The sequence below is a fragment of the Myxococcus xanthus genome, assembly GCF_006402735.1.
GTDB lineage: Bacteria > Myxococcota > Myxococcia > Myxococcales > Myxococcaceae > Myxococcus > Myxococcus xanthus_A.
In genome coordinates this window covers 2,588,590-2,611,774 of record NZ_CP017174.1, presented here as the reverse complement: position 1 = coordinate 2,611,774, position 23,185 = coordinate 2,588,590, and the positions used below count along the sequence as shown (strand labels likewise).

The 23,185-nt window shown below is 69.1% G+C and carries 16 protein-coding genes; 12 read left to right on the top strand and 4 right to left on the bottom strand.

The window, feature by feature from the left end:
- Positions 1 to 7 precede the first annotated feature (7 nt).
- Positions 8 to 2,221: a M3 family metallopeptidase gene (locus tag BHS09_RS11090; protein ID WP_140797847.1), complete on the bottom strand. Its 2,214-nt coding sequence runs from the start codon at positions 2,219 to 2,221 to the stop codon at positions 8 to 10.
- A 211-nt stretch (positions 2,222 to 2,432) separates the two neighbouring features.
- Here BHS09_RS11090 and BHS09_RS11085 point away from each other — a divergent pair, with 211 nt between their 5' ends.
- Positions 2,433 to 3,962: an acetyl-CoA hydrolase/transferase C-terminal domain-containing protein gene (locus BHS09_RS11085; RefSeq protein WP_140789532.1), complete on the top strand. Its 1,530-nt coding sequence runs from the start codon at positions 2,433 to 2,435 to the stop codon at positions 3,960 to 3,962.
- A 10-nt stretch (positions 3,963 to 3,972) separates the two neighbouring features.
- The gene (locus tag BHS09_RS11080; RefSeq protein ID WP_140800653.1) at positions 3,973 to 4,689 is read left to right on the top strand and encodes a tetratricopeptide repeat protein; all 717 of its coding nucleotides are present in this window, start codon (positions 3,973 to 3,975) and stop codon (positions 4,687 to 4,689) included.
- A gap of 316 nt (positions 4,690 to 5,005) precedes the next feature.
- Here BHS09_RS11080 and dusA read toward each other — a convergent pair whose 3' ends face one another.
- Entirely contained in the window at positions 5,006 to 6,004 is a 999-nt protein-coding gene (gene dusA, locus BHS09_RS11075; RefSeq protein ID WP_140797846.1) for a tRNA dihydrouridine(20/20a) synthase DusA, read from the bottom strand.
- A 230-nt stretch (positions 6,005 to 6,234) separates the two neighbouring features.
- Here dusA and BHS09_RS11070 point away from each other — a divergent pair, with 230 nt between their 5' ends.
- The 8 genes from BHS09_RS11070 to BHS09_RS11040 all read left to right on the top strand — a co-directional run bounded on the left by BHS09_RS11070 (position 6,235) and on the right by BHS09_RS11040 (position 16,695).
- Positions 6,235 to 7,245: a zinc-dependent alcohol dehydrogenase family protein gene (locus tag BHS09_RS11070; RefSeq protein ID WP_140797845.1), complete on the top strand. Its 1,011-nt coding sequence runs from the start codon at positions 6,235 to 6,237 to the stop codon at positions 7,243 to 7,245.
- Between the two features lie 214 nt (positions 7,246 to 7,459).
- Positions 7,460 to 8,086 carry a DUF47 domain-containing protein gene (locus tag BHS09_RS11065; RefSeq protein WP_140789528.1) on the top strand — a complete coding sequence of 209 codons (627 nt, stop codon included), beginning with the start codon at positions 7,460 to 7,462 and terminating at the stop codon, positions 8,084 to 8,086.
- Positions 8,087 to 9,112 (top strand): inorganic phosphate transporter, encoded by a 1,026-nt coding sequence (locus BHS09_RS11060; RefSeq protein ID WP_140789526.1) that lies wholly within the window; start codon positions 8,087 to 8,089, stop codon positions 9,110 to 9,112. It begins immediately after the preceding gene.
- A 108-nt stretch (positions 9,113 to 9,220) separates the two neighbouring features.
- Positions 9,221 to 9,355, top strand: coding sequence for a hypothetical protein (locus BHS09_RS39900; protein ID WP_257792139.1), 135 nt, complete (start codon positions 9,221 to 9,223; stop codon positions 9,353 to 9,355).
- Positions 9,356 to 9,514: 159 nt separating this feature from the next.
- Positions 9,515 to 11,974, top strand: a complete 2,460-nt coding sequence (gene thrA, locus BHS09_RS11055) for a bifunctional aspartate kinase/homoserine dehydrogenase I (RefSeq protein WP_140797844.1) — start codon at positions 9,515 to 9,517, stop codon at positions 11,972 to 11,974.
- Positions 11,975 to 12,089: 115 nt separating this feature from the next.
- Positions 12,090 to 13,700, top strand: a complete 1,611-nt coding sequence (locus BHS09_RS11050; RefSeq protein ID WP_237080309.1) for a hypothetical protein — start codon at positions 12,090 to 12,092, stop codon at positions 13,698 to 13,700.
- A gap of 13 nt (positions 13,701 to 13,713) precedes the next feature.
- Positions 13,714 to 14,214 carry a hypothetical protein gene (locus tag BHS09_RS11045; protein WP_140797842.1) on the top strand — a complete coding sequence of 167 codons (501 nt, stop codon included), beginning with the start codon at positions 13,714 to 13,716 and terminating at the stop codon, positions 14,212 to 14,214.
- Between the two features lie 381 nt (positions 14,215 to 14,595).
- Entirely contained in the window at positions 14,596 to 16,695 is a 2,100-nt protein-coding gene (locus BHS09_RS11040) for a spermidine synthase (RefSeq protein ID WP_140797841.1), read from the top strand.
- Between the two features lie 57 nt (positions 16,696 to 16,752).
- Here the strand turns inward: BHS09_RS11040 and BHS09_RS11035 are convergent, their stop codons facing one another.
- Both BHS09_RS11035 and rsgA read right to left on the bottom strand, forming a co-directional pair.
- On the bottom strand, positions 16,753 to 18,120 hold the full coding sequence (locus BHS09_RS11035; protein ID WP_140797840.1) for a TAXI family TRAP transporter solute-binding subunit: 1,368 nt from the start codon (positions 18,118 to 18,120) through the stop codon (positions 16,753 to 16,755).
- 113 nt (positions 18,121 to 18,233) lie between these two features.
- Positions 18,234 to 19,319, bottom strand: a complete 1,086-nt coding sequence (rsgA, locus tag BHS09_RS11030; protein ID WP_140789514.1) for a ribosome small subunit-dependent GTPase A — start codon at positions 19,317 to 19,319, stop codon at positions 18,234 to 18,236.
- A gap of 405 nt (positions 19,320 to 19,724) precedes the next feature.
- On the opposite strand from rsgA, the gene BHS09_RS11020 reads away from it, so the two are divergent.
- The gene (locus BHS09_RS11020; protein WP_140789510.1) at positions 19,725 to 20,195 is read left to right on the top strand and encodes an FBP domain-containing protein; all 471 of its coding nucleotides are present in this window, start codon (positions 19,725 to 19,727) and stop codon (positions 20,193 to 20,195) included.
- A 56-nt stretch (positions 20,196 to 20,251) separates the two neighbouring features.
- Positions 20,252 to 22,558, top strand: a complete 2,307-nt coding sequence (locus tag BHS09_RS11015; protein ID WP_140789508.1) for a hypothetical protein — start codon at positions 20,252 to 20,254, stop codon at positions 22,556 to 22,558.
- Positions 22,559 to 23,185 lie beyond the last annotated feature (627 nt).

Below are 23,185 nucleotides of genomic sequence, written 5' to 3'. Positions count from 1 at the left end.
CGGGCGACTACTTCGCGGCCTTCTTCGGCGCGACCTGCGCGGCGGGCACGGGGAAGCCGCGCTTGCGCATCAGCGCCTGGATGCCCGCCTCACGGCCCCGGAAGGCGCGGTACGCGTCGGCCGGGTCCAGCGTGTTGCCCACGGAGAAGACGTGCTTGCGCAGGAGCGCGGCCACGTCCTTGTCGTAGGCGCCCTTGCCTTCGGTGAAGCGCTCGTAGGCGTCCGCCGTCAGCGTGTCCGACCACAGGTAGCTGTAGTAGCCCGCCGAGTACCCGTCACCCGCGAAGACGTGGCCGAACTGCGGCGTGCGGTGCCGCATGACGATTTCCTTCGGCATGCCCAGCGCGTTGAGCGTGTCGCGCTCGAAGGCGTCCGCGTCGATGGGCGTTGACCCCGCCAGGTGCAGCTTCATGTCCACCAGTGCGCTGGACAGGTACTCCACCGTCCCGAACCCCTGGTTGAAGGTAGCGGCCTTCTCGATGCGGTCCACCAGCGCCTGGGGAATGGGCTTCCCCGTCTGGTAGTGCAGCGCGTAGGTGTTCAGCACCTCGGGCGTGGACAGCCAGTGCTCCAGCAGCTGCGAGGGGAACTCCACGTAGTCGCGCGCCACCGCCGTACCGGCCAGCGACGGATACGTCACGTTGGAGCTGAGGCCGTGCAGCGCGTGGCCGAACTCGTGGAACAGCGTGGAGGCATCCTCCCAGCTGATGAGGACGGGCTCGCCGGGTTGGCCCTTCACGAAGTTGGAGTTGTTGGAGACGATGGTGGTGACTTCACCCCGGAACCGCTCCTGGCTGCGGTACGCGTTCATCCACGCGCCGGAGCGCTTGCCCTTGCGCGCGTATGGGTCGAAGTACCACAGGCCCACGTGACGCCCGCTGGCCTGGTCCTTCACCTCCCAGACGCGCACGTCGGGGTGGAACACAGGCACGTCGTTCACCTGCGTGAAGGAGAAGCCGAACAGCTCGCCGGCCACCCAGAACATGCCCTCGCGCAGCTTCTCCATCTGGAGGTAGGGCTTCACCTCGTTCTGGTCCAGGTCGTACTTCGCCTTGCGGACCTTCTCCGCGTAGTAGCGGTAGTCCCAGGGCTCGATCTTGAGCTTCGCGCCCTCCTTGTTGGCCACGCGCTGCATGTCCGCGACCTCTTCGTGGACGCGGGCCACCGCGGGCTTCCAGACGGCCTCCATCAGCTCCATGGCGCGCTCGGGCGTGCGGGCCATGGCGTTCTCCAGCCGCCAGTGCGCGTGCGTCTTGTAGCCCAGCAGCGTGGCGCGCTCGGCGCGCAGCTTCAGGACTTCGGCGATGATGACGTTATTGTCGCGCGCGTCGCCGTTGTCACCGCGGTTGACGTAGTTGCGCCAGACCTTCTCGCGCAGGTCGCGCCGCGACGAGTACGTCAGGAACGGCTCCATGGAGGAGCGCGTGTTGGTGATGATCCACTTGCCCTTCTCACCGCGCGACTCGGCCGCGGCGGCGGCGCCCGCGCGCACGGAGTCCGGCAGGCCCGCCAGGTCCGCCTCGGACTCCAGGACGACGGTGTAGCCCTCCTCGTCCGCGAGCACGTTCTGACTGAAGGACGTGTAGAGCGACGCCAGCCGCTGGTTGATGGCCGCCAGCTTCTGCTTGGCCGCCGCGTCCAGCTTCGCGCCGGAGCGGACGAAGCGCGTGTAGTGCAGCCAGGTGAGCCGCTGCTGCTCGGGCGTCAGCTTCGACTTGTCGGGCGACTGGTACACCGCCTCGATGCGGCGGAAGAGCGCCTCGTTCTGGAAGATTTCGTCGTCGAAGGCGGCCAGCTTCGGCGCCATCTCCCGCTCCAGCGCCTGGAACTCCGGCCCGCTCATGGACGAGCTCCAGATGCCGTAGAGCGTCTCCACGTCACCCTGCGTCTTGCCGGCGGACTCCAGCGCGACGATGGTGTTCTCGAACGTGGGCGCCGAGGTGTCGTTGGCGATGGCCGCCAGCTCGCCGCGCGTCCGCCCCATCGCGGCCTCGAGCGCTGGCTTGAAGAGCTCCACCTTCACCTGGTCGAACGGCGGCACGCCGCCATGGGCGCCCGTCCACTTCGCGAGCAGCGGGTTGGCCTGCTCCGGAGCAGCCGGCGCGGCGGGGGCGGTCGTCTGAGGCGCGGTGGCCATGTTCTGGGACTCCTGCGAGGTCGTCGCACAGCCGGCGGACACGAGTACGGCCATGCCCGCGCCAGCGAAGAAGAGCTTACGCATGTAGAGGATGTCTCCCGACGAAAGGGGCTGAAGAGGGGCGGAGCCTAACGGCATCCCGCCGCGAACCGGGGGACGGAATCGCGGGCGCACCAACATGCATGCCTGCTCATCTGTTCCCGGCCAACACCGTGGCCACGGGAAAAAACGCGGTGTGTTACACCCATGTGGCGCGCGCGAGCGCCCCTCCCACCACAGCATTCACCCTCCAGGAATGACCGTGACGAGCACGCTGAAGGACCGCATCGAGAACGCCGAGTTGCTGGCGAAGGTCGTCCCCGTCGAAGAGGCGGTGAAGCACGTCGTCCACGGCAACACCGTGGCCATCAGCGGCTTCACCAAGTCGGGTGAGCCGAAGACGTTCCTGCCGGCGCTTGCCTGGCACTTCTCCCAGACGGCACCGGACGCCCGCATCACCCTGCTGTCGGGCGCGTCCCTGTCCGAGGACGTGGAGGGCCCCATGGCGCCCTTCATCGCCAAGCGCGGTCCGTACATGTCCTCGCCTGCCTCGCGGCGCCGCATCCACGCCGGGGAGATGGACTTCACGGACGTCCACCTGTCCGCCTTCGCGCGCAACCTGATGTACGGCTTCTATGGCGACATCGACGTGGCCATCGTCGAGGTGTCGCGCATCCGGAAGAATGGCAGCGTCGTCCTCACGTCGTCGGTGGGAATCAGCGCGGAGGCGCTCGCCCGCGCGAAGAAGATCGTGCTCGAGGTCAACACCTCCGGGCCGGACTACACGGGTTTCCACGACATCGTGCTGCCCGCCGTCCATCCGCACGTGGGCTGGCCGCTGCCGCTGGTGAACGTGAGGGACCGCATCGGCAACCCCTACGTGGAGTTCGACGTGAGCAAGGTGGTGGCGGTAGTGGAGTCCCGCACGCCCGACCACCCGGTGCCCTTCAAGGCGGCGGATGACACCGCCAAGCGCATCGCGGAGCACGTCATCGACTTCCTGATGCGCTGCCGCGAGCAGTACCAATGGGGCAAGCGCCTGCCGCCCATCCAGTCCGGCGTGGGCAACGTGGCCAACGCCATCATCGGCCAGCTCTACGACTCGCCCTTCCAGAAAATCCGCTTCTGGACCGAGGTCTTCCAGGACGGAATGCTGCGCTACGTGGAGGACGACGCGAAGTTCGAATACGCGTCCGCCACCGCGGTGTCCTTCTCCTCCGAGGGCCGCCAGCGCTTCCTCGACATGTTCGAGCGGAGCAAGGACCGGCTGGTGCTGCGCCCCATGTGGCTGTCCAACAGCCCCGAAATCATCTCCCGCCTCTTCGTCATCGCGATGAACACCCCCATCGAGGTGGACATCTACGGGCACGTCAACTCCACGCACATCGACGGCTCGCGCATCGTCAATGGACTGGGCGGCTCGGGTGACTTCTTCCGCAATGCGTACCTGAGCATCGTCCACACGCCGTCCACGCGAAAGCTGCGGGATGGCCGCACGGTGAGCTGTGTCATGCCGTACGTGCGGCACATCGACCACACCGAGCACGACATCAAGTGCGTCGTCACCGAGCAGGGCTACGCGCTCAACATGGACATCCGCTCGCCGAAGCGCCGCGCCCAGGACATCATCGACCGCTGCGCGCACCCCTACTTCCGGCCGCTGCTGCACGCGTACCTGGACATGGCGGGCCCCGGCGACGAGCCGCGCGCCACCGACATGAAGGTGCTCCAGGGCTGGTGGGCGGACTACGACGCGGCGACGCGTGCCTTCCCCCAGAACGGCTGAGACACCGGCGGTGGAGCGCAACGGCCGCGAAGCCTGTCCCCCGGAGCTGGCCGCCCAGCTGCGGGAGGTGGACCGCCTGCGACGAAGCGGGCGGTACACGTCCGCCCTCGCGCTCGCACGGGCGTTGGCGGAGGCCCATCCCCGCCAGGCGCGCGTGCTGCTGGAATTGGCGCAGACGCTGGCCATCTGGGGCGGCGTCCCCGCCGAGGCGCTGGAGTGGTACGAGCGCGTGCTGGCGCTGGCCCCCGGCCACCTCACCAGCCGGCTGCACCGTGCATTGTGCCTGTCGCGCCTGGGCCGCCATGAAGACGCGGTGGCGGACTTCGACGCGCTCGTCGCGGCGGGCTACCGCAAGGCCCTGGTGCTGCACATGAAGCGCGCCGAAGCATTGGAGGCGCTGGGCCGGGTTGAAGCGGCGGAGCGGGACTGGACGCTCGCGATTGAGGAGGCCCCGGGCAACCCGTGGCTGCTCCAGCAACGCGCCGCCGCTCGGGCCCGCTTGGGGCGGCTGGACGACGCGGCGAAAGACCTCACCGAGGCGCTCGCGTCCCAGACGGGCGACGAGGTGGACCCGGAGCTGCTGCACGCGCGCGGCGTGTTGCGTGAGCGGCAAGGTGACGTGGACGGTGCGCGCGCGGACTTCGAGGCGGGACTCTCCGCCTTCCGCGAGGGCGACCCGCCCGCGCTGCTGGACGCGCTTCGTGAAGGAACCATGCGCAAACCATGACGGGCCCTTCGCGGCCACGGCATGCGACAAGAATCGCCATGCACACCGCGGCTCCGGCCGCGGGTGCTGATTCCGGGCCTGATGCACCCGGAGGGGCGGGGTGCTCGCAAGTGGGGCCGTGCGCCGAAGCAATGCCTGACACCCCGTGAGAGCGCCGACTTGGAGCGGTGCTTGGGGACCACGGTGGTGGCGGGATGCTTCACGAGGGAGCGGACCACGCCGAGCGCGGCGGTGGGCCAGAGGGAATCGCATGCCGGGCCGAAAGGAAGCGGCTCGAGCCTGCGGTTCCCTCTGGTGTCGGGGTGAGGCTCCCCCGTCAGGCCGCGACGTCGGCTTCGGGTTCGCGCCGCACCTTCGCCAGCGCCGCCACGACGACCTCCGGCCCCGAGCCCTGCTTGTGGGCATTCTCACTCAGGTGCCTGCGCCACGCGCGCGCCCCCGGGAGTCCCTGGAAGAGCCCCAGCATGTGCCGGGTGATGGCGCCCAGCGGAGCGCCGCGCAGCATGGCCTTCTCGATGTACGGCAGCATGGCCTCGACGACGTCATGCCGCTGCGGCACCGGCGTGGTGGCGCCGAAGAAACGGCGGTCGGCCTCGGCCAGCAGGTACGGGTTCTCGTACGGAGCGCGGCCCATCATCACCCCGTCCACATGGCGCAGCTGCTCCTCGGCGGCGTCCAGCGTCTTGATGCCGCCGTTGATGCTGATGTCCAGGTGCGGGAACTCCGCCTTGAGCCGGTGGACCAGGTCGTAGCGCAGCGGCGGCACGTCGCGGTTCTCCTTGGGGCTCAGCCCCTGGAGCCACGCCTTGCGCGCGTGCACGATGAAGCGGGTGCACCCCGCCGCCGACACGGTCCGGATGAAGCCCTCCAGCGTCGGCCACTCCTCCAGTTCGTCAATGGCGATGCGCGACTTCACCGTCACCGGGATGCTCACCGCCTCTCGCATCGCCCCCACCAGCCGAGCCACCAGGTCCGGCTCCGCCATCAGGCACGCGCCGAAGCGGCCCGACTGGACGCGGTCGCTCGGGCACCCCACGTTGAGGTTGATTTCGTCGTACCCCCACTGCTCGCCAATGCGGGCCGACTCGGCGAGCGCCGCCGGCTCCGAACCGCCAAGCTGAAGCGCCACCGGGTGCTCCGCGGCGTCGTAGCCCAGCAGCCGCTCCCGGTCGCCATGCAGGATGGCGCCCGTGGTGACCATCTCCGTGTACAGCAGCGTGTGGCGGCTGAGTTGGCGATGGAAGTACCGGCAGTTGCGGTCCGTCCAGTCCATCATCGGCGCGACAGACAGCGGCATGGGATGAGTCGGCATCATGCGAGAACCCGGGGCAGCAGCCGGAGCGTCCCGTTCGGCGGGCCGCTCCCCTGCCACCAGCATGTAGCCGGGTTTTCCGCCCCTGCCCACCCCTTTGCCGCCCCTCTTCCCTGGCCACCGGGCAGGCGCCCACAGCGAACCATTTCACTCCGGGCAAATCCACCCAGCCAGCGAGCCCTTCCCGCATGGTTGTCTGGCCGCCCTGACGATCCGTGGATAGTCATGCCCGCATGAAAGCCTACGAACTGCAGCAGACAGGGAGCGCCGACGCCTGGGTGCAGGTGGAGCGGCCGGAGCCCACGCCGGGCCACGGCCAGGCGCTGGTCCGGATCCGCGCGGTGTCCCTCAACTACCGGGACCTCTACATCGCCCTGGGCCGCTATCCCGGACCGCGCCCTGCCTCCCTCATCCCCGTGTCGGACGGCGCGGGAGAAGTCGTGGCCGTGGGCCCCGGCGTCTCACGTGTGACGCCGGGTGACCGCGTGGCCCCCACCTTCTTTCAGACATGGACGGACGGCCCGCCCTCCCCGGAGAAGACGCGGAACGCCCTGGGTGGCAGCGTGGATGGCGTGCTCGCGGAGTACGTCGTCGTGGACGCGGAGGGGCTCGTCCTCCTCCCGGACCACCTGTCCTTCGAGGAAGGCGCCACCCTCCCGTGCGCCGCCGTCACCGCCTGGAACGCGCTGGTCGCCGAAGGGCGGCTCCAGCCGGGCCAGACGGTGCTGGCGCAGGGCACCGGCGGCGTGTCCGTCTTCGCGCTCCAGTTGGCCAAGGCGCTGGGGGCGCGCGTCCTCATCACCTCCAGCCAGGACGCGAAGCTGGAGCACGCCCGGAGGCTGGGTGCGGATGGCACCATCAACTACAAGAAGCACCCGGACTGGGAGGAGCAGGCGCTGGCGCTCACGGACGGCCAGGGCGTGGACCACGTCCTGGAGGTGGCCGGCGAGGAGACCTTCCCCCGCTCCGTCCGGGCCACGAAGCCCGGGGGCCACATCTCCCTCATCGGCATGCTCAGCGGCGGCTTCGCCAGGCCGGACCCCGCCCTGGTGGAGCCAAAGAAGCTCGACGTCCAGCGGACTTACGTGGGCAGCCGCGCCATGTTCGAGGACATGAACCGGCTCCTCACCCAGCACCGCCTCAAGCCCGTCATCGACCGGAGCTTCCCCTTTGAGCAGGCGCGCGAGGCCCTGCGCTACATGAAGTCCGGCGCCCACTTCGGGAAGATTGTCATCGCCGTCTGAGCGGCCGGGTCACGAGCAAGCCGGCAAGCCCTGGCTCCCCCCTCTGCCCCCAGCGGGCGCGCCCTAGCGAGGGTGGGAGCCACAGGCAAGCAGAAAGGAAGGCTGGAGATTCTCTCCACATAGGGTAGTCACGGGCGCGCCAAGGGTGCGTGACAGACATGTCAACCGCCCTCAAGAACGGCGTCGCCTGCCCCCAGGCGACTTGGAGGGACGGATGCTCGAGAAGCTGATGCCGAAGTCGGACGAGTTCTTCGACGACTTCGATGCGCAATGTGCCGTCACCGTCGAAGGCGCGAAGATGCTCTACGAGTTGCTCAGTGACTACCGCGACGTCGCACCGCGGGTCCAGGCACTCAAGGACGCGGAGCACCGTGGGGACGAAGTCACCCACACCGCCTTCAACCGTCTGCACCAGCAGTTCATCACCCCGTTCGACCGGGGGCAGATTCACACCCTGCTCTCCCGCATCGACGACGTGTTGGATTTGACCAACGCCGCCGCCGCCCGCCTGCACTACTACGAAATCCCGGCCAGCCTGCCGGACGCCACGGAGCTGGCGCGCCTGCTGGTGCTGTCCACGCAGAAGGTGCAGGAAGTGGTGGCCGCGCTGCGGCTCATCAAGAAGCCGGAGCAGATCCTGGCCGGGTGCAAGGAAATCAAGCGCCTGGAGTCGCAGGCGGATGAGGCCCTGCGCGCGGGTGTCGGCCGGCTCTTCAAGAGCGGCGCGGACACGCTGCTCATCATCAAGTGGAAGGAGATTTACGACTTCATTGAGACCGCCACCGACAAGTGCCAGTCGGTGGCGAACGTCATCGAAGGCGTGGTGCTGGAGCACAGCTAAATGCTACTCGCCGCCGTCATCCTCATTGTCGCGGTCGCACTCATCTTCGATTTCATCAATGGATTCCACGACGCGGCGAACTCCATCGCCACCGTGGTCTCCACCCGAGTGCTCTCCCCCAACCTGGCCGTGGCCTGGGCCGCCTTCTTCAACTTCGTGGCGGCCTTTGGCGGGGGCGTCCACGTGGCCAACACCATGGGCAAGGGCATCATCAACTTCGAGATGCTCCGGGCTCAGGGCCCCAGCGCGGTGCTCGCCGTCATCTTCTCCGCCCTCATGGGCGCCATCGTCTGGAACCTGCTGACGTGGTGGTGGGGCCTGCCCTCCTCGTCGTCGCACGCGCTGGCCGGAGGCATGATTGGCGCCACGCTGCCGGTGCTCGGCTTCGCGGGCCTGGTGGGCTCGGGCATCGCGAAGATCGCCGCCTTCATCGTGCTGTCGCCGCTCATCGGCATGACGCTGGGCATCGGGCTGATGGTGTTGAGCACGTGGACGGTGCACCGCCAGACGCCGCTGAAGGTGGACTCGTGGTTCCGCCGGCTGCAGCTCGTGTCGTCCGCCATCTTCTCCTACAGCCACGGCACCAATGACGCGCAGAAGGTGATGGGCATCATCGCCGTGGTGCTCTTCGGCACCATCTGGAAGGACCGGCCGTTCCACATCGACTGGTGGATGATCATCTCCTGCCACGCGGCCATCGCCCTGGGGACCTTCTTCGGCGGCTGGCGCATCGTCCGCACCATGGGCCACAGCCTCACCAAGTTGGCGCCCATCGGCGGCTTCGCCGCGGAGACGGGCGGCGGCGTCACCATCATCGCGCTGGCCCACCTGGGCATCCCCGTGTCCACCACGCACACCATCACCGGCGCCATCGTCGGCGTGGGCGCCACCCGGGGCTGGCGCGCGGTGAAGTGGGGCGTCGCCGGCCGCATCATCTGGGCCTGGGTGTTCACCATCCCCGCCGCGGCGCTGACCGCGGTGGTGGTCTACGGCCTCACCCAGGTGGTCATGCGCCTGGCAAGCTGAACGCTGGGGAGGGCTCGCGTTGACCTCCGCGAGCCCGTCCCCGTCATGCATGGACCTGCCGGGTCCCTTGCTTGACTTACCGCGGCAAGTTCGGCCAGCCTTCCCTTCATGAACGGCGTCAACGGCCAGCATGTGCAGCGCGAGGGAACGACGTTCCTCGCCCGCGCGGGTGTCCTGACGACCGTGCTGACCACCACCACGACGACGACCACGACGACTCCCCGCCGGGCGCGGGTGGTCTAGCGACGGAACCACCTTGGTTTCCAGCTCGGCCCCGCGCTCTCCGGCGCGGGGCTTTTTTGTTTTCACATGCCGCAGGAGCCCCGACATGCAGCCCTCCCCGCAGTCGACGCCGCCGAACCCGCCGTCCCGCCTCGCTGCCTTCCACGCGGAGGTGCGCTCATGAGGGTGATGAAATTCGGGGGGACGAGCGTGGGCAACGCCGAGCGGATGCGCGGCGTGGCGGACCTGGCCGCGGCGGCGCGCAAGGAGACGCGGGTGATGATGGTCGCCTCGGCCGTCTCCGGCATCACCAACCTCCTGGTGGACGCGGCCCGCGCGGCCCAGGAAGGTCAGCCGGTGGAGTCGCTCCACGGCCGCTTCGAGGACGTCCACCGCGGCATCATCCGCGAGTTGGCGGCGGAGCTGGGGGAGACACGGCTGCGCTCGCTGGAAGAGGGACTTTCCACGCTGACCTCGGAGCTGCGCGGGCTGCTGCAGGGCGTGGGGCTGCTGCGGGAATGTTCGCCCTCCGTGCTCGCGCACCTGTCCGGCCTGGGCGAGCGCGCCTCGTGCCTGATCCTGGGCGCGCTGATGCACGCACGCGGACTGGAGCCGCACGCCGTGGAGCCACGGGACGTCATCCTCTGCGCGGGGGACCCGCTCCAGGCCACACCGCTCCAGGAGGAGAGCCGGGCGCGCTTCACGCCGCTGCGCGAGGCCAGCGGTCCCGGGTTGATGCTGATGCCGGGCTTCTTCGGCGGTGACGCCCGGGGCAAGACGATGTGCCTGGGCCGGGGTGGCTCGGATTATTCGGCGGCGCTGGCGGCGGCGGCGCTGGACGCGGAGCTGCTGGAGATCTGGACGGACGTGGACGGCATCTTCAGCGCCGACCCGCGGCTGGTGCCAGAAGCCTTCCCGCTGCCCGAGGTGAGCTTCGAGGAGGCCATGGAGCTGGCCTACTTCGGCGCCAAGGTGCTCCACCCCAAGACGATTGCGCCCGCGCGCGAGCGTGGCATCCCCGTGCGTGTCTGCAACAGCTTCCGCCCCGACCACCCGGGCACCCGCGTCACCGACGACGCCGCGCCGCCCGAGCACCCGGTGCGCGGCCTCTCCTTCCTTCCCGGCATCGCCCTGGTGAACCTGGCGGGCGCGGGACTCAAGGGCGTTCCGGGCACCGCCGCCCGCGTCTTCGAGTCCATGGCCCACGCCAACATCTCCGTGGTGCTCATCACCCAAGGCTCCAGCGAATGCTCCATCAGCTTCTGCGTCCAGCAGGCGGACGCGGAGCGCGCCGTGCAGTCCCTGGAAGTCGCGTTCGAGATGGAGCGCGCGGCGGGCAAGGTGGACACCATCGAGCAGCAGCGCGGGCTCGCCGTGCTCAGCATCGTCGGTGATGGCATGCGCCACCGCGTGGGCGTGGCAGGCACCTTCTTCAGCGCGCTGGCGGACGTGGGTTGCAGCATCGCCGCCATCGCGCAGGGTTCCAGCGAGCGCAGCATCTCCGCGGTCATCGCGGAGACGGACGGCCCCCGCGCCCTGGCCCATGTCCACGGTCGGTGCTTCGGCACCACGGAAGTCGTGGAGCTGCTGCTGGCCGGCGTGGGCAGCGTGGGCGGCGAGCTGCTCAAGCAGGTCCACCAGCAGGCGCCCAAGCTGCGCGCCCACGGCGTGGACCTGCGCGTCTGCGTCATCGCCAACAGCAAGCGCGTCGTGACGGCGAGCGAGGGACTTCCCCTGGAGGACTGGAAGCAGCGGCTGTCGGCCAGCAGCGACGGCGCGCCCCTGGACGCCTTCCGCGACTGGGCCCGCGCGAAGCGGCCGGGCCGGCCCGTCTTCGTGGACTGCACCAGCAGCGAGGACATCGCGCTCGCCTACCCGTCGCTGATGGAGGCGGGGCTCCACGTCGTCACCGCCAACAAGAAGGCCAACGCAGGCCAGTGGAGCCACTACCGCAAGCTGCGCGAGACGGCCTCCCGTCACCAACGCCGCTTCCTCTACGAGACGAACGTGGGCGCGGCGCTGCCCGTCATCGACACGCTGAAGAACATGCTGCGCACGGGAGACCGGGTGCTGCGCGTGGAAGGCATCCTCTCCGGCTCGCTGTCATTCATCCTGGGCCTGACGGAGGAAGGCGTCCCCTTGTCGCAGGCGGTGGGCACCGCCATGGAGAAGCGCTTCACCGAACCCGACCCGCGCGACGACCTCCACGGCACCGACGTGGCGCGCAAGGTGCTCATCCTCGCCCGCGAGCTGGGCCGCCACGTGGAGTTGGAGCAGGTGACGCTGGACTCCCTGCTGCCGTCGGACTTCGACGCCACCGGGCCGCTGGATGATTTCCTCGCCCGACTCCCCCAGGTGGACGCCGCCTTCCAGCGCCGCGTGGAGGCACTCCGCGCGGAGGGCAAGGTGCTACGCTACGTGGGCAGCGTCACGGAGGACGGTTGCTTCGTCGGGCTGGTGCCGGTGCCCCTGACGCACCCGCTGGCGGCGGTGAAGGGCGGAGAGAACGCGCTCAGCTTCACTTCGGAGCGCTACAGCCCCACTCCGCTGGTGATTCGCGGCTACGGCGCGGGCGCGGCGGTGACAGCGGCTGGCGTGCTGGCGGACGTGCTCCGCCTGGTCGACGGGCCGCTCCCCTGAGTTGACGCCCGGTACGACAGGTCCGCGGCCGATGTACGTTTGAAGTTGGCTGCGGACTTGTCGACAATGCCCCGCCTGCCCTCGAATGCGCGAGAGGCAAGGGGGAGAGAACGGAATGGACGTGACTCGCAAGCCGACCCGAGACCTCACCCGCAAGGTGCTGGCGCTCGCATTCACCCTGGTGCTGACAACTGCGTGTCCCGGTGATGACGACGGTGATGGAGGCGGCGGCACCGGAGAGCCCGTCACCCTGAGCGGCACGGTGACGTACGACTTCGTCCCGGCCGTCTACTCGCCCTCCACGCGGCGGGGGACCCTGGACTTCGCCCAGTCCTCCAAGCGGCCCGTGCGCAACGCCGTGGTCCAGGTGCGGCAGGGCACGCGGGTGCTCGTCGATGGAACGACGGACCAGCAGGGGCGCTACACGCTCACGTACACCCCTTCCGGCAGCGGGGCGCTGTCGGTGGTCGCGCTCGCCAAGTCGACCGAGCCGGAAATCCAGATTGAGGACAACACCGACAACAACGCCATCTGGGCGGTGGGTGACAACATCACCGCGACGGTGACGACCAAGGACTTGCACGCGAGCCACGGCTGGGCGGGCACCAACTACACGGCCAGCCGGCGCACCGCGGCGCCCTTCGCCATCCTCGACAGCATGTACACCGCGTCGCGGGCTTTCATGGACGTGCGACCGGTCAACTTCCCGCTGCTGAAGGTGAACTGGAGCCCGAACAACATGCCCCAGCCGGGCAGCAAGCCGCAGGGCCGCATCGGCACGTCGCACTTCTCCTTCACGGAGAACGAAATCTACGTGCTCGGCCGGGACGGCGTGGACACCGACGAGTTCGACGCCCACGTCATCGTCCACGAGTGGGGGCACTACTTCGAGGCCAACCTGTCGCGAGCGGACAGCCCGGGCGGTCCGCACTCCAGCGGTGACATCCTGGACCCGCGCCTCGCCTTCGGCGAGGGCTACGGCAACGCGCTCGCCAGCATCTTGCTGCCGGAGCCCATCTACGCCGACACATACTGGGACGCCTCGACGCTGGTCGCCTTCGGCTTCGACGCGGAGAGCGAGCCCACGGCCCGCCCCGACGACCCGAAGAAGGGCGCCTTCTCCGAGATGAGCGTCTTCCGGCTGCTCTATGACTTGTTCGACTCCGGCACCAACGAATCGTACGACATGGTGTCGTACAACCTGGGCATCTTCTACGACGTGCTCGTGGGCCCGCAGAAGTCGACGCCCGCGCTGACCACCGTCGGCTCGTTCATCAACGGATTCATCGCCCAGCCCGGCGTCAGCACCGCGGACGTGTACCTGCTGCTGGCCCACTACAACATCGGGTCCATCAGCTCGGACTTCGGTGATGGGGACACGCAGTTGCGCGCCATCTACACCAACGTGCCGGGCATCCCGTACACCACCGAAGTGCCGCTGGTGGGCGGGCGCGACTACAACAAGCGCGAGCAGAACCAGTACTACGTCTTCACCGGCACGGGCCGGAACATGACCATCAGCGCGAACCACGCGACGGAGGACGTCGGCATCGAAGTCTACGGGCAGGGCCGGAGCCTGGCGGAGTCCGACATCGGCTACACCGGTACGGAGACGGTCAGCATCCCGACCCAGGCGGACGCGCGGTACGTCGTCGTCGTGTACGGCTTCAATGAGACGGCCGGCAACTACCGTCCCTTCCCCACCCTCTCCATCACCAGCCAGTGAGTCCGGAGCGCACATGAACCTCAAGGCAATCGCAGCCCTGTCCAGCCTCCTCGCGCTCACGGCGCAGATGGCCTGCACCTCCCCGTCGAAGTCGAACCCCACGCCCAGCGACAGCTCGGACACCACGAAGGTCGGCGCGCCGGTGAAGGTGGACGCGAAGCTGGGTGAGAACCAGGCCCGCGTCTCCCTGCGCTTCGATGCGCCGGCGACCGACGTCAAGGTCAGCCTCTCCGGCGTGGACGGCCTGGAAGTGAAGAGCGCCACCACCCCCGTGTCGGGTGGCAACTTCACCCAGGATGCCGTGTCCGAGTTCGACGTGAGCTTCACTCCAGGTGAAGGGCAGTCTCACCTCGTCGTCACCGTCACGGGTGATTTCCGGGGCACGCACCTGTCCAGGGTGTTCAGCTTCGCGGTGGGTACGCCCACGGCGGCGCAGCAGAAGACCGAAGGTACGACGGTGACGGGCGACGACGGGCAGCCCATCAAGGTCATGCCCTCGTCCAACGCCGAGTAGTCCGGTGGGCACAGCCGAGGCCCGGGAAACCGGGCCCGGCCGAAGCAGTCCCCTGAAAAAACACAGCGGGGAGCGCGCCCCCCGACGCACTCCCCGCCGCGTGAGCCACTCAGACGAGAGCTCCAGAAAAAACATTGGGAGCACGCCCCCTCGACGTGCTCCCAATGACTGCGCGGCCCGACTCCGGCGCGCCCTCCCCCTCTGGAAGCAACAGCCCCCCCGGGCTTGCTTCCTCCCCATCCCCACTTCGAAATTCAAAACGCACGGCGCCGAAAACCTTGAGGCCACCCCTGCGTTTTTTTTCGGGCCGCCTGGAGCGATGCTCCGCCCACACGGCCACACACACACGCTGCGTATGGGCCTTCGCGAGTTGCTCCCAGGATGACGACCGACCTTCCCGCCCCGAAGCCCTCGACCCACGCCTTCACAGGGACGCTGTTCCACCTCTGGGTCTTCCTCGGCTCCTTCCTGCTCTTCCAGGTGGAGCTCATCCTCGCGCGGCTGCTGCTGCCCTCGTACGGAAGCAGCGCGGCCATCTGGACGACGTGCCTGGTGTTCTACCAGGCGGTGCTGATGCTCGGTTACTTCTACTCGAGCCGCGTCGCGGTGGCCGCGCACCAGGGCCGCTACCGCTGGGCCCACCTGGGCTTCGTGCTGCTGGCGGTCGTCGTCTTCCCGTTCCGGCTGCACCTCTTCGAATTGCATCCCGTGGCGGCCATCCTGCTCACGCTGACGCTGTCGCTGGGGCTGCCGTTCCTCGCCCTTTCGACGACGAGCGTCGTCGCCCAGGGCTGGTTCACCCGCACGGAGCATCCCTCCCGGGGTGACCCGTTCTTCCTCTACGGGACGTCCAACGCGGGCGCACTCACGGCGCTGCTCACCTTCCCCTTCCTGGTGGAGCCGTCGCTCGACCTCCAGGAGCAGTTGGCTGTCTGGTACGCGGGCTACGGCGCGTTCGTCGTCTTCGCGCTGCTCTGCATCCAACGCGTGCGGCCGGCGCTTGCCGGTGGGAGCACGACGTCCGAGCCAGCGGCCCGGACCGAGCCGGTGCCCCGCGCGCCGCGCGCCTCACGCATCACCTGGCTGCTGCTGTCCGCGAGCGCCAATGCGCTGCTGCTCGCGGTCACCAACGTCCTCACGCTGGATGCCTCCATCCCGCTGCTGTGGATCCTCCCCCTCTCGCTGTACCTGCTCACGCTCATCGTCTGCTTCTCGAAGCGGCCCCCCACGCCCACCGGATTGAACCGGCTCGCGCTGGGAAGCCTCGCCGTCGCGGCGGGCGCGGCGCTCTTCGCGCTGGCACGCGCGCAGACGTCGCTCCCGTCCCTGGTGCTGCACAGCGCGGTGCTTTGGGTGGGCTGCCTGCTGATGCATGGCAACCTCGTGTGGTGCCGCCCGTCGGACCCGCGCCTGCTGGGTTCGTTCTATCTGCACGTCTCGCTGGGCGGTCTGGTGGGCACGTTGCTGCTGGCCCTGGTCGTTCCCCTGACGCTGGGCTCGCTGGCGCTCCCGTACCTGGACCACGGCATCACCGGCCTGCTCCTGCTGGGAGGACTGGCGGCGCGGGACATGATGCGCCGGGGCCAGGGGCTGCCCGTCCCGAAGCTGGCGCCTTACGTATCGAGCGGAGCCGCCCTGTTCGTCGTCGCGGTCCTGGTGCTCTCCGGGTGGATGCTCGCGCGCGGGCGCATCGAAGGCTCGCGCACCTTCTACGGCCTCTACACGGTCAAGGACGCGGAGGGCCTGAGGCTGTTCCAGCACGGAAGCACCGTCCACGGCGTGGAGAACCTCCACCCGGACGAGCGAGGAGAGCCCCTCTCCTACTACCACCGCGGCTCCGCGGTGGGCCGGGTGCTGGCCTCGGAACGGATTGTGCGTGAGCGCGTGGCCGTCGTGGGGCTCGGCATCGGCAGCCTCGCCGCGTATGGCCGCCCCGGCGAGCGTTGGGACTTCTACGAACTGGACCCGGAGGTGGAGCGGCTCGCGCGCCAGCACTTCAGCATGCTCGGCTCCAGCCAGGCGGAGCTCCGTGTCCTCGCGGGGGACGCGCGCCTTCGCATGGAGGAAGCCGAGGACGACGGGTACGACGTCATCGTCCTCGATGCGTTCTCCAGCGACTTCGTCCCCACGCACCTGCTGACCCGGGAGGCGCTGAGCCTCTATCTCCGGAAGCTCGCGCCGGAGGGGCTCCTGCTGTTCCACGTCTCCAGCCGGCTCTTCGACCTGGTCCCCGTGCTGACCCGCTTGAGCACGGAGCTGCGGATCCAAGGGCTCGTGAATCAGACGGAGCGCCTCACCGCCGAGGAGCTGGCGTCGGGCCGCTCACCCAGCGTCTGGTTCGCCATGAGCGCCAACAGCGACGTCGTGGCCCGCCTCACCCAGGAGCTGCCCTTCCAGCCGGTGGACACGCCACCCGAGCTGAAGGACCGGCGCGTCTGGTCCGACAGCTACGTCAACCTGCTGCACGCGCTCGCGCACTGACACACGGCCTCGTGGCGCTTCCGAGCGGGCCCCGGAAGCGCCCTGTGGCCGCGGCGGCTACGCGGTCTTCTCCTGGGCCGTGAGCACCTCGGACGAGGGCTCGCCGGACTCGGCGATGCGCCGGGTGAGGCGGCGGCGGACGACGTCGACGTGCTCCCGGAAGAAGTAGAGGTTTTCCGCGTAGGCCAGGGGCATGGGGATGCGGTTCACCTCGCGCTCGGCCTCGTCGAGCCGCCGCAGCATCTCCTCCAGCATCTCCCGGCCAGGACCCTCCTCGAGCTGGAGCTCGATTTCCTTCAGCCGCGCGTACCAGCGGAAGATGCGCGAGCGCACGCGCCACTGGTACAGCGCCGGCGCCACCCGGCCCAGGGGCACCAGGACGGCGATGAAGGGCACCAACATCACCCAGAGCCGGTCCACCAGGCTGGCGGCCCAGAACGGCAGATAGCGGTGCAGGAGCGGAACGCCGGACTCGTAGTAGCGGCGCGCCTCGCTGCTGAACGGAAAGCCCGCCTCGAGCGCCGCCGGGAATTCGCCTGTGCGGTCCAGGATGCCGGCCTTGCCGTGGACCTCGCTGGCCGCGCGCATCAAGAGGTAGGCCAGCGCCGGGTGGAGCGCATCGGTGGCGACCAGGTTCGCGGTGGGCGCCAACATCACCACGTCATGGTCCGGCACGTCCGCGGCCAGGTCGAGCACGCCTCGCGGCAGCACGTGCCGGGACAGATAGGGGTAGCGGCGCACGTAGGCCTCGCCCCGCGAGAAGCTGAGGAGATTGATGTCCGGCACCCGCGCGAGCCGTTGGACGGGCGGTGACTCCGCTGGGGACACGATGAAGACAGCATCGACCTTGCCCTGCTTGAGCTGCTCGATGGCCTCGTCGCGCCCCAGGCTCAAGAGCTCCGTGGGCGCGGCGCCCACGCCGTTGGCCTCCAGCAACTTCATGGACAGGGCGCGCGTGCCACTCTCCTCGGGGCCCACGACGATGCGCTTGCCCTGCAGGGCGTTCAGGTCGTCGATGCTGGGCCCCCGGTAGAAGACCCACAACGGCACGTAGGACAGGCTTCCCAGGGACACGACGCGCGGCGCCTTGGTGGCGTCGGACGTCCCGCTCTGGACGAAAGCCACGTCCACGCCCGAGTGCTCGTCCTCCAGCAGTTTGATGCTGGTGAGCGAGCCGTCCGTGGGACGAATCTCCACCGTGACGCCGTGCTTCGCGAGAATCTCCTGATACTTGCGCGCGAAGTACCGGAAGCCGCCCTCGTCCCCGGCCGCGGCGATGACGAGCTTCTTCGGCGGCGCGGGTTTGACGAAGTAGAACGTGACGGCGAACGCGATGCTGACGATGACGAGCGCGGGGCCCAGCGTCATCCAGAGGTCCCACCGCAACGTGCGACGCAGGCGAGCCTTGAGCGAGTCCTTCTTCATGATGGGCGCGGAGTATAGACACGGCGCGCGCGTGCCACGGGGCCCGGCCGCCGGTGAAGCGGCCGGGCAGTCAGAAGGCGGTCACTCCACCCGCCCCCCCAGGGACGGGCGCCTCAGTCCCGCCGGCGCTTGGAGCGCAAGGCATCCCTGACGATCAAGGCCCGTCCGCGCTCGTGGCGCCGGTTGTCGTGCTCCGCGGTCGCGGTGCGCTGACGGGCCTGGAAGGCCTGCTCGCGCCGCAGCCGCTCGTAGCTGGCGAGCCGCGCCTCGGGCAGGGCCCCCGACGACACGGCCGCGCGCACCGCGCACCCGGGTTCTCGCTGGTGCTGGCAGTCCGTGAAGCGGCAGCCGGCGGCCAGCTCGAGGATGTCGGTGAACGTCTGGCCGATGCCGTCATCCTCGCCCCACAGCCCCAGCTCGCGCATGCCGGGTCCGTCGATGAGCAGTCCGCCGCCCGGGAGCACGAACAGCTCGCGGTGCGTGGTGGTGTGACGGCCCTTGTCGTCCTCGGCGCGGACCGCCTGGGTGACCAGCCGCGCCTCGCCCAGGAGCCGGTTGACCAGCGTGGACTTGCCGACACCGGAGGAGCCGAGCAACGCCCCCGTCTTCCCGGCCTGAAGCTGCGCGCGAAGGGCCTCGATGCCCTCCCCCGTCCAGGAGCTCAGCGCGAACACGGGTACGCCTGGAGCCAGCTCCTCCACCTCGGCCACGAGTGAGTCCGCGTCCGGGCGCAGGTCCGCCTTGGTGAGCACCACCACGGGCGCGGCGCCGCTGGTCCACGCCAGCGCCAATGCCCGTTCGATGCGGCGGGGATTGAAGTTGCCGTCCAGTCCCGCGACGAGGAACACGACATCCAGGTTGGCGGCGATGAGCTGCCCGTCGCGCTCACTGCCCGCCTCGCGCCGGGCGAGCACACTGGCGCGAGGCAGCACCGCGTGGAGCAGCGCCTCGCCGTCCCCATCGGGGAGCTGGAGCGCCACCCAATCGCCGATGGTGGGCAGGGACTCGACGCCGGGGGCTTGATGGAGAAGCCGGCCCGCGGTGCGCGCCAACAGGGTGCGCGTGTCCGTCTGGACCGTGAGCAACCCTCGATGCTGGCGCACGACGCGGCCAGGGACGAGGGACAGCGGAGACTGCGAGACGAGCGTGGAGAATGCGTGTTCGAAGGCTGGACCCCAGCCGAGGGTTTCAAGCGACATGATTGGAAGGACTCCGGACAGAGCGGTGCCAATGGCGCACCTGGTTCTTCAGGGCTCCCCGAGGAGCGCACGGCCGCGCTGTGACAGAGCTTCGCGGCCGGCTAGGCGGCCTGCGCCCTCGAGGCGAACAGGACTTCCACCGCGTCGAGCACAAGGGGCGAGTTCACGATGCCTCCAGAGGGTTTCAAGGGGCGGTACCCATCACCGCCCGGCACGACATTTCTATCCCGGCGAGCGGCGACGGGGAATGGCCACGTATTCAGAACCGCCGCCAGCGCCCGGCCGTCCAGGGAGCGCAGCGCGCCGAGCACATGCCGCACCGGGCGAGCGCCCGCCTTGCTGGTGGGTTCCGGTGGAAACGGACATACCCCACTGTTAGGGGCAGATGTTCTCCAAGGAGCAGCCGTGTTCCGATTCGAAAACGACCGGGCGCTCATCGAATCCTTCCGCCCCAGAGACCGCCGCGTCATCGAGATGCCCCCGGGCATCACCTTCCCGCTCTTCGTGCGTGACTACCTCGCCTGGACGGAGACGTCCGGCGCGCGCGTGTACCTCATCTTCTCCGCGCCGGGCAGCCGCAAGCCCATTGGCATCATCTTCCGCCGGGACTCCCTGGGCGGCGAGCCCGTCACCCGCATGTGCGAGTGGTGCCACAGCTACGGCTCGGCTCACGAGGTGTGCCTGCTCACCACAGCGGTGGACAACAAGCGGCGCGTGGGGGTGAACCTCTGCGCCGACCTGCGGTGCAGGGAGAAAATGGAGGACGCGGCGGACCGCTCCGGTCGGCACCCGCTTGAATTTCTCGGAAAGCTCAATGAACGAATGTTTCGTTTCGCGCATGAGGCGTTGGGCATCGAGGCGCAGCCCGCCGCCTGATATCGCCGGGCAATCGAGCTTGACCGTGGCGGCATCCTTCGCTCTTTAGCGAAGTGATGCCCCCCCCTGTCCGCCTCCTCGTTCTCGCCTCGCTGCTGGCCGCGGGGCTCGCCGCCGCCGCTCCCGTCGTGCAAGTGCCGGAGGGTGGCCGCCCCGTGGAAGTGCTGGCCCAGGGTGTCGTCTGCGGGCCGGTCCGCAACGGCTGGAGCCTGGGCCCGGATGGTCGCTCCGTGCATCCGCCCGCCAGGCCGGACGACAACACGCGCACGCAGGACCTGAAGGTCGCCGACACCCCGGCGCAGTGCGCGACCAGTGAGCGAATTGTCACGGTGATTGCCACCGGGCCGTTGCCGCGCATCGACTTCTCAGGGACCTCCTTCTATCCGGACGAAGGCCGCCTGGAGCTGCGCGGCGTGGGGCTGTTGAACGTGGGCGTCGCGTGGTCGGGCAAGCCGCGCGGCGAGCCGGAGCGCCCCGCCATGGAGGGGCAGGACATCTGTCTGTCCCCCTCCAAGCCCCGGGGACTCGCGGACTGCGCGGTGCCCGTGCCGCAGGGCCTGCCCACGGACACATCGCTGTACTGGATTCCGCCGTACGGCCGCATCGGGCCAGACGTGAAGACCTACGACGCCCTCGGGAACCTGGTGGACCCCGAATCGCTCCGCATCCGCCCCGGCCGCACCATCCTCACCGAGCCCCTGGTGCTCTCCAACGGCATCGACGTGTCGAAGGGGCCGGGCAGCGTCCCCGTCAGCCACTCCGAGGCGATTGCCACCGCCGACTGCGGCATCGCCCGCTGCGAGCCAGACGAAGGCTTCATCTCCGTGCGCAACGTCCCGGGCGTGGATGCCACGGTGACGCTGCGCGCGCGGCTGGTGCCGCGTGTCTACTTCTCGCGCGGCGATGTGCTCGACCAGGTCATCACCACCACGCTGTCCGTGCTGGCGTGTCCCCTCACGGCAGTGGAGGGCTCGGTGCTGCGCGGCGCGGAGAACTCCGCGCTCGTGGTCCGGTTGGATCCAGTCTGCGCCCATGACCCGCGCACCCTGGTGTGGACCGTCAACGGCCTGCGCGTCCGCGTGGAGCGCGTGGTGAAGCTGGCGGAGGGCACCTATGTCCTGCTGCGCACGGGCGGCACGTCCGACCAGCAGGTGACCATCACCGCGCTGACGTCGCGGCAGGATGGAACGGTGGTGGCCTCGGAGACGGCGAAGACGCTGCCCCTGCCCGTGCCCCGGGCCAGCCTGGCGCTGCCCGGGCATGGCTCCATCGATTTCATCCCGACCAACCGGCCCGCCGTGGTGAGCATGGCGTCCAACGCGGGCCTGGGGCGCTTCGTGCTGGAGCCCTTGCCTGGCGCCTACAGCGTCACGACGCGGGAGTCCGTCACCCTTATCCAGGGCGAGGCGGCGCCGGGCGCCTTCGTGGCGCTGCGCTTCGGCTACCGGCTTCCCACGCTGCCCGCGGAGCTGGCCACCACCGACCTGGTGATGGTGGATGAGCGCTTCCAACGCGTGGTGCGCGAAGCCAGCGTGCCCGCTCGCATCGAGAACCTGGTGGAGTTCGTCTGCGCGGACAAGGACGGCAAGGACCAGCAACTGGAGCCCAGCCGCCCCCACCGGATTCCCTACGAGATGCGCAACACCTGTCGCGTCATCGTGCACCGTCAGCGATTGAAGCCGGAGGATGGGAACCAGGAGGTCCTGCTCCGCATCAGCGTCACGAAGCCGGATGGCTCGGTGCGCGGGGAGAGCGGCGTCGAGCAGCGGATGTTCCTGCGTCCGCAGGGAGAGCAGCGCGACATCCCCGTCCCGGGCAACCTGGGGCAGTACGACCGCATCACCGTCCAGGTCTCCCACGTGGCGGACGAGTCCCGCTATGCATTGAGCACGACGGACCGCACGGGCCTGCCTTCCGCGCAGTGGACGGCCATCGTCACCGGTGGCCTCTTCCGGCTCTACACGACGGCCGCCATTCCCGCGGGCCTCTACCGCGCCACCGAGCCCACCGGGCAGCTCGCCATCAACTTCGGTGTCGTGTCGCGACTGGCTTTGCTGAACAACGAAGGCCAGGAACGGCTGCTGGGAATCGAAGCGGGCTTGATGGGACTGGGGCTCGTGCCGCAGTCGGGTGACATCCAATTCCCGCCGACGCTCGCGGTCGTCTTGGGCCTGGGTCTGCGCGTTCCGATTGGACCGGGCGCTGCCGTGGGTGCGCAGGCGTGGCTGGCCTACGAGTTCCGCGGAGACATCCGGCGCCGTACGGGAGGAGACCCCTCGCTGGACCCGGTCGTTCCGTCGAGTAAATGGTCCTTCATCTTCGGGCCGAGCATCTCTGTCGGTAACGTCGGCTTCAATCTCTGAGCGCTGTTGAGTCGAACCGGTCCTCGCGAATGAACTCTTCCGCTGAGGACCGGCTCCCACTCGCCCATCCCACACACCCGAGCCGTCCGACTGAACGGGCTGCAATGCCCCGTTCTGCTACGCCACGCCCGACCATCCCGCCGACCTGCGATGCTTCTTCAGCGTCATCGCGTGCTGACGGTGTCAGTGCGACTGACCGGTGACCGGTGATGCTGTGCTGCCTGTGTCAGCGCGACCGGCTGCTGAGTGGTGATGCCTGGGTCAGCCCGATCATGCGTTGACTGGTGTTGCGTGCTGCTTCGTCCTGTGTGCTGCCCTTACCGACGCGTCCTACCTGCTGCCTGTGCTGCGTACTGCCCGTACCGCCCCGTCCTACCCGCCGCCTGTGCTGCGTACTGCCCGTACCGCCCCGTCCTGCCGTGCTGCCCCGTCCTACCCGCCGCCCGTGCTGCGTACTGCCCGTACCGCCCCGTCCTACCCGCCGCCCATACCGCCCTGTCCTGCCGTGCTACCCCGTCCTACCCGCTACCCGTACCGCCCCGTCCTACCCGCCGCCCGTGCTGCGTGCTGCCCGTACCGCCCCGTCCTGCCGTGCTGCCCCGTCCTACCCGCCGCCCTGACTGCCCC